Raw genomic sequence first — 10,318 nt, forward strand, 5'->3', positions numbered from 1 at the left:
TCGCCCCTAGATTGAACAAATTTCAATCCGCAAAGATCAGCACGCCCTAACCTAAGCCAAGCGTAATAAACCAATATTGGATGATTACTTTAACTCACTTTTAGCTTTAGGCTATTAAAAAATTTAAACACTAGGGGATTAATTTAAAGTGCTACACGTTAGTTGTTTGTAGCACTGATAAAGCTAAGCTACCTGATCAGATTCAGCGCTTGAACACGGGCAGTTATCGTCATTTTGTTTAAGGCATTGTTGGTAATTAAACCAATGAGCCACAGCAATAAACGCCGAGCCTATTGCTCAGCACGTTGTGCAAGTACACCTTGAAGACTTAGAAATTGAAAGTGAGGTTGAGCTTACTTTTGCTCCTAGTGCAATTACTTGGCTTGGTATTGCGCAAGAGGAAGAAGAAGACGATCACGACCACTAATTTCACTCTTTAAAAAAGAGTACTCCCTGAAGGTTGGCGTTTTAATGCCAACCTTTTTTTATTCACATTTTGTAACAGACCTTTTATCGCAAGTGCATCGCTATTTATAACCTTATTGTTATGATGTAACAGCTATTAATATAGGATGTAATCCCATGAAAAAATTAACAACATTGGCGCTTGCCTTGGCTGCGGTTATTGCACCGAGCGTATCGGCCTATGAAACTAAAGACACTCGCTTACTACGCTTTCCTGATATTCATAACCAAAACGTGACCTTTGTTTACAGCGGCGATATTTATATTGCTAATACACAAACCGGCGAAAGCAAACGTTTAACCGACCACATTGGTTTTGAAACATTTCCTAAGTTTTCTCCTGATGGTAAGCGTATTGCGTTTTCGGCTGAGTATAACGGCAGCCGCCAAGTTTATGTAATTAACAGCGATGGCTCAGGCCTTAAGCAGCTTACATACTACAACGATGTTGGCCCAATGCCGCCGCGTGGTGGCTTTGATTACCGCGTTTTAGATTGGACCGCCGATGGTAAAAATGTGGTGTTTAGAGCAAACCGCACACCATGGGGAAAACGTATGGGTCGCCCTTATATGGTCCCTGCCGACGGTGGCCTTGAGCAACCTTTAGCTATTCCAGAAACAGGCGGCGGTATGCTCTCACCGGATGGTAGCAAGTATGTTTATACGCCCATTGACCGTGAGTTTCGTACTTGGAAACGCACCCGTGGCGGGCGCGCGCAAGACGTATGGATTTACGATTTAGAAAATAACACTTCAGAGCAACTTACCACTAACCGTGCAACCGACCAGCAACCTACCTGGGTTGGCGACAATATTTATTTTGTATCTGACCGTGATTACACACTAAACCTTTACCAATATCGCAAAGGCAGTGAGCCTAAAAAGCTCACCAACTTTAAAAACTTTGACGTACTTTGGCCCTCAGCAGGCCCTAATGCGGTTGTTTACGAAAACGGCGGTTACTTATATCGCTTTGACGCAAAAACACAAAAAAGCACTAAGCTGAGCATTAACATTGCAGGTGTGCGCCAATACGCTATGCCGTACAGCAAAAATGTAAGCGACTTTATTGATTCTATGTCGATTTCTCACGATGGCAAACGTGCTGTATTTACAGCCCGTGGCGAGCTGTTTAGTGTACCTGTTAAACAAGGCCCTACGCGTAACTTATCGTACACAGATAAGAGCCGTGAAATAGACGCAAGCTGGTCGCCAAATGGGCGTTACATTGCTTACATGAGCGATGAAAGCGGCGAGTACGAAATTTACCTAAAAGATCGCAGTAAAAATAATGCCATTAAACAACTCACTAGTAATGGCACTATTTGGCGCTTTACGCCTATTTGGTCACCCGATAGCACTAAGCTGTTGTTTGCAGATAAAAACCACACACTGTGGTGGTTAGATGCAAAATCGGGCAAGCAACACAAAATTGATACCGGCATTTACGACGAAGACGGCATTACTCAGTATACGTGGTCGCCTAACAGCCAAGACATTGTGTATGTTAAAAATAACGAAAACCGTTATGCCTCACTGTGGCACTACAACCTTAAAAAAGAAAAAGTAACGCGCCTAACAGACGAAATGAGTAACGAGCAAAACCCAACCTTTTCGCCAGATGGCCAATACCTTTACTTTAGCTCTGAGCGCGACTTTAACCTTGCGTTTAGCAGCTACGAGTTTGACTACATGTTTAACCGCGCCACCCGTATTTATGCGGCTGCAGTAAACGACAGTGTTAAACCGCTTATTGCCTTACAAAGTGATGAAACCACGATTGTAAAAGACGATGACGACGAAAAAGAAGGCGACAAAAAAGTTAAAAACGCACTGCAAAGCAACGACTTTATGCAACGTGTTACCGCGCTTAATGCTCCTGCTGGCGATTACCGTGGCTTAACCGCAGTAAAAGACGGCGTACTGACGCTTGCTAATGGCGGATTACAACTTATAGGCACCGAACACGATAGCGAGCTAGAAACCGTGGCTAAAGGCGTTAGCCATTACACTATATCGAGCAACAGCGAGCATCTGCTTGTACATACAAGCGGCGGTTACAGCTTAATTGAGCCTAAACCAAAGCAAGACCTAGACGCCAACAAGCTCGATTTAAGCAAAATGACGCTTAAAATCAACCCGCAAGCTGAGTGGCAACAAATGTACGTAGAAGGCTGGCGCACATTGCGTGACTGGTTCTACGACGAAAACCACCACGGTCAAGATTGGGATGCTATTTTAGCTAAATACCAGCCTATGGCTGATGCTATTAGCCATCGTAGCGACCTTGATTACGTGCTTAGCGAAATTGCCGGCGAAATTAACTCTGGTCATATTTACGTGCAATCGGGTGATATGCCAAAAGCCGAGCGTAAAAACCACGGTTTATTAGGCGCTAAGCTTGCAAGCGATCCATCGGGTTATGTAAAAATAGAGCAAATTTTCAAAGGTGAAAACTGGCATGACGATTTCCGCTCACCACTGGGTACTACAGGCGTAAAAGCACATAACGGCGATTACATAATTGCGGTAAACGGCCGCTCGGTTAAAGACGTGGCTAACTTTTACGAACTCCTTGAAAACACCCAAGGCGAGCAAGTGGAGCTAGTGCTAAACAGCAAACCGCGTAGCAAAGGCGCGTGGCAAGTAACTGTAAAACCTGTAGCCAGTGAGCAAGGCCTGCGTTATTTAGATTGGGTTAACTCGCGTGCAGCCTACGTTAATAAGCTATCAAACGGGCGTATTGGCTACGTACACCTGCCAAATACCGCATATGAAGGTAACCGCGCCATGTTTAAAAATTACATGCCGCAAACCACCAAAGACGCCATGATTATTGATGACCGTTACAATGGCGGTGGCTATATTCCTGAGCACATGATCACCTGGCTTGCACGTAAACCACTTAACTATTGGAAGCGCCGAGGTACAGAGCCGACCAAAACGCCACAGTTTGCGCACGACGGCCCTAAAGCAATGCTAATAAACGGCTATTCAAGCTCAGGCGGTGACGCAATTCCTTACTACTTCCGCCAAGCGGGTTTAGGTAAGCTAATTGGTACGCGTACATGGGGTGGCTTAATTGGTATTTCTGGCAACCCTGCTCTTGTAGATGGCGGGCAAGTTATTGCGGCTACTTTCCGTATTTTAGATACCCAAGGTAACTGGATTATAGAAAACGAAGGCGTTGCTCCTGATATTAAAGTGGTTGATCGCCCAGAGCTTATTTATAAAGGCCAAGATCCATCAATAGAACGTGCTGTACAAGAGTTATTAAAGGAGCTTAAAGCAAACCCTAAGCAACCTTTAGTAGTGCCACCAGCACCTACTGATTTTTAATTTGCTACACAGCTAAGCTAATACCAAAAAAAACCCTGCATAATTTGCAGGGTTTTTTTAATGACTTGGATTTAATGACTCATATAGTGTTAAAGCTTATTTTTTTCTCCAACCACTCCATACATCATCTATATCATCGGCTTTATTTTTTTTCTTTTTCTTACCTGTGCCTTCAGGCTTTGCCATTGGCTTTTCGTTTTTAAGTGCTTGTGCTGCATCAAGATTTGCTTGGTTTACCGCAAAACCCGTTACTTCCTCACGCTCTAAACGCAGTTTGTTTTTTTTCTCGATTATTTTAAAGTGATGAAAGTCTTCGTAATCAATTAACGATAACGCTAGGCCAACTTCGCCGGCACGGCCGCTTCGGCCAATACGGTGCATATAATCAGCGGGGCTACGCGGTAAGTTAAAGTTAATAACAACAGGCAGTTTGGCAATATCTAAACCACGGGCTGCTATATCGGTGGCTATAAGTACTTCTATTTCGCCCGCTTTAAACTTTTCAATTACGCGAGTACGCTCACTTTGGCCTTTATCACCATGAAATACCTGTGCGTTAATACCACGCTTTTCAAGCTTACCTGCTAAGTGCTCACAGTCTTTTTTAGCGTTTACAAAAATAAGTGCTTGGCGCCATTTATGCGCTTTAATTAAATGCGCTAAAACCGTGGTTTTTTCGCCTTTATTAACCGTAAATACGCGCTGTACTAAGGTACTTTCGTCTTTACTTTGAACTTGTATTTCTACTGGGTTGGTTAACAGCTCTTGCGTTAATTGTGTTACTTGCTCTGGGAAGGTTGCTGAAAACAACATAGTTTGTTTTTTAGCAGGCATTAACGCTAATAACTCAGCCAGCTCTTCGGTAAAGCCAAGGCTTAACATGCGGTCGGCTTCATCAAGCACTAAGGTTGTTACTTTATCGAGCTTAATAGCATTGCTTGAGATTAAATCGAGCAAACGCCCTGGCGTTGCAACAATGATATCGGCGCCGCCGCGTAGAGCCTGCATTTGTGTATTAACCGACACACCACCAAACACCGCCACCGTTTTAATGGCGCCATTAAAGTTAGCAGAATACGATTTAACGCTATCGGCCACCTGCGTAGCAAGCTCGCGCGTAGGTACCAAAATAAGCCCAGTGACAAAGTTACCTTTGCTCGCTGTTTTTTTAGCGCCTTGTTCTACAAATAGGGTTTGTAGCATAGGCAATGCAAACGTCGCTGTTTTACCTGAGCCAGTATTTGCCCCCGCAATTAAATCGCTACCAGCCAGTACACTTGGAATCGCCTTAGCTTGAATTGGCGTAGGTTGGTTATATTCCAAATCGGTTAAACGAGCTTGTAGCTCTGGAATAAGGCCAAGATCGTTAAAGGTGCTAGGGCTTGTTGCTGAGGTCATAAAATTGTGGGCTTATTGCTAAAAAAGTAGCCTGTAATTTTAGCGTATTTAGCGCTTATTAAGTAGGGATTAGTGATTTTAATGTGGTTTAAGTAATGGCTGCGAGCGTCGAGCTACAAGCTTCGAGGAAATTTGACTGTCACCGTGAGCACTCCAAACTTAAAGAGGCTTTCATAAAAAGCCAACAACTAAGTTAGCAATATTATTAGTTCTTGCTAAGTTCTGCTTGTAACCTAGCTTTTGTTTCTCTTAAATAATTTATATAAGGATATGATTCATTTGTAATGGCTAAAGCAGACTCCATCTGTTCAAGCGCTTGGCGAGTATCGCCTTGCATTTCATAGCCATAAGATAGGGCAGAAAACGCATCGACTGATTTTGGGTGGTTTTTTATATTGTACTTAAACACTTCAATAGCACGGGTAAATTGCTTGCTGCCCGTTAAGTTATAACCGAGTGATCTAACAGCGCGATCCGGTGGCGCAATCTGCTCGCCCCATTGTTGAGATAACTTTTTATAATAAACATCAATAGACTCTATATCATCGCTTAAAGCACTCATAGGCATTTGTTTAGGCAAAAATAAGTTGTGATAGGCATTAAATGAACCAGCAACCGAAGTCAGGTTATGCGATACATTATTAAACGCGTCACTAAAGAAGCGTAAATTTGGCAAGCTATTAGATTGCAAAGCTTGCTGCAGCTCATTATATCGCTCACGCATTAAGCCAGCTTCTTCACCAATATTTATATAAACATAGTTATTCAGATCTTTTGATTTATTGATAAACGACTTAGCCGCTTTTACCGGTGCGCCATAGTTCCACCAAACCGCAGGGCTGTAAGCAATGTGTGCTTGGAAAAGCTCAGGGTTAGCTTGCATTGTATAAAGTGCAAACACGCCTGCCGCAGAAGCCCCAGCAATTACATTAAAGTTGTGCGAACGGTAACTTTTATTAATTAAGGGCATAAGCTCTTGCTCAATAAATGCTAAAAACTTTACTGCACCACCGCCTTCACCTACCGGGCCTTGTGGCTCTTTATTAACTGTGGGGTATAAATCTCTTAAGCGATTGGTATTTTCAATAGCGACAATAATAACTTCAGGCACACGATTATCATTTTGTAATCGCTCCATCACTGCACTTATAAGCGGTATATTACCCGCGCCATCAAGGCGATAAATGACCGGATAAACCTTGTCTGGATTAGCTTGATAACTCTTTGGAAGCTGGACTACAACGGTACGTTGCTCATTTAAAACGGCTGATTTAATAGTATGTGTTTGTTGCGTATAACTAATGGTTTGCTGTTTTAAATCAGGCTCTGCAAGTGTGCTACTAGAATAAAATATAAATAAACTACATATAAAAACAGCGGTTAATAAACGCATTACTAATCCTTTAGAAAATAGTGTGTTATTTAATCTAACAGGCTTTAAGGTACAAAAAAAGCGCATTAAGCGCCTTTTTATCTTTAACAGGTAATTACCAACCTTTTGATTTTACTCAACAGTAACCGATTTAGCTAAGTTACGTGGTTGGTCAACGTCTGTGCCTTTAATTACCGCTACGTAATACGAGAGTAACTGTAATGGCAGTGTGTAAACAATTGGCGCAATAATGTCGTCAGTGTGGTTTACGTTGATTACACGCATTGTGTCGTCTGACTCAAAGTGTGAATCTTTATCTGCGAATACGTAAATAATGCCGCCACGTGCACGTACTTCTTCTACGTTTGATTTAAGCTTTTCTAATAGCTCATTGTTTGGCGCTACAACAATAATTGGCATGTCGGCATCAATAAGTGCAAGTGGCCCATGTTTAAGCTCGCCCGCTGCGTAGGCTTCTGCGTGAATATATGAAATCTCTTTAAGTTTAAGCGCACCTTCCATTGCAATTGGGTATTGCGAGCCACGACCTAAAAACAGTGAGTGATGCTTGTCGGCAAATTCTTCTGCAAGGTCTGCAATGCCATCTGCCAGTAGTAATGTTTCTTCAAGCTTAGCAGGAAGTACTTTAATTGCATTTACAATGGCACTTTGATCAAGCTGTTTTTCTTGCGCTATAGACGCAGTAAGCATTAACAAACCAACTAATTGCGTTGTAAATGCTTTAGTAGAAGCTACACCAATTTCAGCGCCGGCTTTGGTCATAAAGGCTAGATCTGATTCGCGCACAAGCGATGAACCCGGTACGTTACAAATGGTCATTGATGCCATGTAACCTTGCTCTTTAGCTAAACGTAATGCCGCTAGCGTATCGGCTGTTTCACCCGATTGTGAAATAGTCACAAGTAGGCTGTTTTCATGAACAAACGACTGACGGTATCTAAACTCAGAGGCAATCTCAACATTACAGCTAACACCCGCAAATTGCTCAAGCCAATAACGTGCAACCATACCTGAATGGTATGACGTACCACAGGCAATAATTTGTACGTGTTTTACATCTTTAAATATTTGCTGAGCGCTGTCGCCAAAGGCATCAATTGCTACGCGGTCGTCGTTTAAACGTCCTTCAAGGGTATTGCGTACCGCAAGTGGTTGCTCGTAGATTTCTTTTAGCATGTAGTGGCGGTAATCGCCTTTGCCTGAAGCATCTTGTGTGATATTTGATTCAACAACTTCACGCTCTACAGCATCGCCATTTTCATCAAAAATTTCTACTGTGTCGCGCGTAATGCGGGCTACGTCGCCTTCTTCTAAAAATATAAAGCTGCGAGTAACAGGTAATAGTGCTAACTGATCAGAAGCAATAAAGTTTTCGCCAAGGCCTAAACCTATAACCAGTGGGCTACCTGAGCGCGCTACGATGATTTCGTTGTCGTTTGCTTTATCAAATACAACGGTACCAAATGCACCTTCAAATTGCTTAACCGCTGCTTGAACAGATGCAAGTAACGTAGTGTGTTGCTTACGAAGCTTATGAATTAAGTGCACCATTACTTCGGTATCGGTTTCAGATAAGAACTCGTAGCCTTCTTCTTTAAGTGATGCGCGTAGGCTTGCGTGGTTTTCAATAATACCGTTATGTACAAGTGCTAGTTGGTTGTTTGATACATGCGGGTGAGCGTTTTCTTCAGTTACACTACCGTGTGTTGCCCAGCGAGTGTGTGCAATACCTGTATGGCCGCTAACGCCTGCTTTCTCAAGTGCAGCTTCTACGTTAACTACTTTACCTACTGCTTTTACAGTATTTAGCGTAGAGCCTTCTAAAAGTGCTACACCGGCAGAGTCGTAGCCACGGTATTCAAGACGTTTAAGGCCTTCAACTAAAATTTTATTTACTGGACGTTCTGCAACTGCCCCAACTATTCCACACATAGTGTCTCCATTAATTTTTTAATTCTAGTAACTAGCTTTGTAGTTACTATTCAATAATCTCTGCACAAATTAGTTTTACACCACACGCCTCAATCGCTTTGCGTTTATCATCTGCTAAGCCAGTATCGGTTATTAATGTGGTTACTATTTTCCACGGTAATTCTAAATTTGGTATTTTTCGGCCAATCTTATCTGATTCAACCATTACTATTACTTCACGTGCGGCTTTTGCCATAACTTGGCTTAAGCCGACTAACTCATTAAAGGTAGTCGTGCCGCGTTTTACATCTATGCCGTCAGCACCAATAAATAGCTGATCAAAGTCATAAGAGCATAATACGTTTTCGGCAACTTGCCCCTGAAACGACTCAGAATGCGGATCCCATGTTCCGCCAGTCATTAAAAGTGTTGGCTCGTTTTCAAGTGATAGTAAACGGCTCGCCACTTTAATCGCGTTAGTCATTACAACTAACCCGCGCTTATTTGCAAGCTCTGGGATCATAGCGGCCGTAGTACGCCCGCTATCAATAATAATACGGTTATGATCTTTTATAAGTGCAGCAGCAGCCTTTGCTATTGCTACTTTGCGCTTAGAGTCTATTTCGTCGGTGACGATTTCTTTTGGCAGTGCGATAGCACCGCCGTAACGGCGCAGTAATAAGCCACTTTTTTCAAGCGCGGTTAAATCTTTACGAATGGTTACTTCAGATGTTTGAAACTGCTCAGCGAGCTTTTCAACAGCCACTTCACCTAGCTCATTTACCTGAGTAAGTATTAAATGACGGCGTTGCTGGGTGTTTCGTTTAGTCATAAAGCTCGTAGATTAAGTTTCGTTTCGAAAGATGTGCAATTCTAAACGAAACAAGTTAAATGGCAAGTGAACGAGCAAAAATAAAGCAGCTTTCAACGAGTAATAATAAAGGTAAAATAGTCACAGCATCTCTTAACTAAACAAAGAAACCTTAATGCAGCCATTTAATAGCTTAAACAAAGAGCTTTTAGCCCTACGTAAACAAACAGGCGAAATATGCCGACTCTTCAATAAAAGCCCGAGTAAAGGTAATTTAAAACGCATTAAAGAGCTATTCGCTCAATGCGGTGAAGGCGTAATTATAGAATCAGGTTTTCATTGCAATTATGGTAATCAAATAGCTATTGGTGATCGTAGCTTCATAAACATTAACTGTACGGTATTAGATGCCCCAATTAGTGAAGGAGCTATCAGCATTGGTGATGACTGCTTAATTGGCCCCAATGTTCAGCTATTGACTGTATCCCATGCTGTTAACCCTACACAGCGACTGAATAAAGAAAACTTTGCTGCTCCTATTACAATAGGCAACAACGTATGGATTGGCGCAGGTGTAATTATTTTAGCGGGCGTATGCATTGGGGATAACAGTGTTATTGGTGCGGGTTCTGTAGTAACTAAAAATGTAAAGGCGGATACTGTTGTTGCTGGTAATCCAGCTCGTGAGATAAGAACACTATAATTATAATCGATGTTTTTTAGCGTCGGGGGTAGCTTCGCTCACTCGACCTACATTCTAGAAGTAGATAAGTGTACATTAATTGTCCGCATTTCACTTTTCTACGGACGTAAAAAAGCCCGACTATTGCTAGTCGGGCTTTCTTTTATTTGGAGCTTGGCGATGTCGTAGTGCCCACAGCGGTAGAGAGTCACATAGCAAATGCTACATTATCATTGTGTCGGGTCGGCCTTTCGTAGGGCTCGCCCTCGAGCTGTTTCGTTTTTCTACTGAGTTCGGCTATTTATTAAATCCCAGACAA

6 protein-coding genes and 1 pseudogene are annotated in these 10,318 nt (G+C 42.4%); 3 read left to right on the forward strand and 4 right to left on the reverse strand.

Annotated elements, in window-relative coordinates; all coding sequences use genetic code 11:
* Nucleotides 1-283: 283 nt before the first annotated feature.
* A pseudogene (locus PAT01_RS19305) lies at nucleotides 284-427 on the forward strand (5-methyltetrahydrofolate--homocysteine methyltransferase); the annotation flags it as partial.
* Nucleotides 428-582: 155 nt separating this feature from the next.
* On the forward strand, nucleotides 583-3,804 hold the full coding sequence (locus tag PAT01_RS19310; protein ID WP_138579405.1) for a S41 family peptidase: 3,222 nt from the start codon (nucleotides 583-585) through the stop codon (nucleotides 3,802-3,804).
* 96 nt (nucleotides 3,805-3,900) lie between these two features.
* Here PAT01_RS19310 and PAT01_RS19315 read toward each other — a convergent pair whose 3' ends face one another.
* From PAT01_RS19315 to PAT01_RS19330, 4 genes are all read right to left on the reverse strand, one after another.
* Nucleotides 3,901-5,202: a DEAD/DEAH box helicase gene (locus tag PAT01_RS19315; protein WP_138579403.1), complete on the reverse strand. Its 1,302-nt coding sequence runs from the start codon at nucleotides 5,200-5,202 to the stop codon at nucleotides 3,901-3,903.
* Between the two features lie 205 nt (nucleotides 5,203-5,407).
* On the reverse strand, nucleotides 5,408-6,595 hold the full coding sequence (locus tag PAT01_RS19320; RefSeq protein WP_138579401.1) for an alpha/beta hydrolase-fold protein: 1,188 nt from the start codon (nucleotides 6,593-6,595) through the stop codon (nucleotides 5,408-5,410).
* 111 nt (nucleotides 6,596-6,706) lie between these two features.
* Nucleotides 6,707-8,527 carry a glutamine--fructose-6-phosphate transaminase (isomerizing) gene (glmS, locus tag PAT01_RS19325; RefSeq protein WP_004588894.1) on the reverse strand — a complete coding sequence of 607 codons (1,821 nt, stop codon included), beginning with the start codon at nucleotides 8,525-8,527 and terminating at the stop codon, nucleotides 6,707-6,709.
* Between the two features lie 46 nt (nucleotides 8,528-8,573).
* Nucleotides 8,574-9,338, reverse strand: a complete 765-nt coding sequence (locus tag PAT01_RS19330) for a DeoR/GlpR family DNA-binding transcription regulator (RefSeq protein WP_121638182.1) — start codon at nucleotides 9,336-9,338, stop codon at nucleotides 8,574-8,576.
* 154 nt (nucleotides 9,339-9,492) lie between these two features.
* On the opposite strand from PAT01_RS19330, the gene PAT01_RS19335 reads away from it, so the two are divergent.
* Nucleotides 9,493-10,020, forward strand: coding sequence for a sugar O-acetyltransferase (locus PAT01_RS19335; protein WP_154946017.1), 528 nt, complete (start codon nucleotides 9,493-9,495; stop codon nucleotides 10,018-10,020).
* Nucleotides 10,021-10,318: the final 298 nt, after the last annotated feature.

Origin of the sequence: Pseudoalteromonas atlantica, assembly GCA_007988745.1 — a bacterium.
In the GTDB taxonomy this organism is placed as follows: domain Bacteria; phylum Pseudomonadota; class Gammaproteobacteria; order Enterobacterales; family Alteromonadaceae; genus Pseudoalteromonas; species Pseudoalteromonas atlantica.

What these genes read in the sequence shown, in the direction of transcription:
- PAT01_RS19315 (WP_138579403.1), bottom strand. Translation starts at nt 5,202, where the DNA reads ATGACCTCAGCAACAAGCCCTAGCACCTTTAACGATCTTGGCCTTATT.
- PAT01_RS19330 (WP_121638182.1), bottom strand. Translation starts at nt 9,338, where the DNA reads ATGACTAAACGAAACACCCAGCAACGCCGTCATTTAATACTTACTCAG.
- glmS (WP_004588894.1), bottom strand. Translation starts at nt 8,527, where the DNA reads ATGTGTGGAATAGTTGGGGCAGTTGCAGAACGTCCAGTAAATAAAATT.
- PAT01_RS19335 (WP_154946017.1), top strand. Translation starts at nt 9,493, where the DNA reads ATGCAGCCATTTAATAGCTTAAACAAAGAGCTTTTAGCCCTACGTAAA.
- PAT01_RS19310 (WP_138579405.1), top strand. Translation starts at nt 583, where the DNA reads ATGAAAAAATTAACAACATTGGCGCTTGCCTTGGCTGCGGTTATTGCA.
- PAT01_RS19320 (WP_138579401.1), bottom strand. Translation starts at nt 6,595, where the DNA reads ATGCGTTTATTAACCGCTGTTTTTATATGTAGTTTATTTATATTTTAT.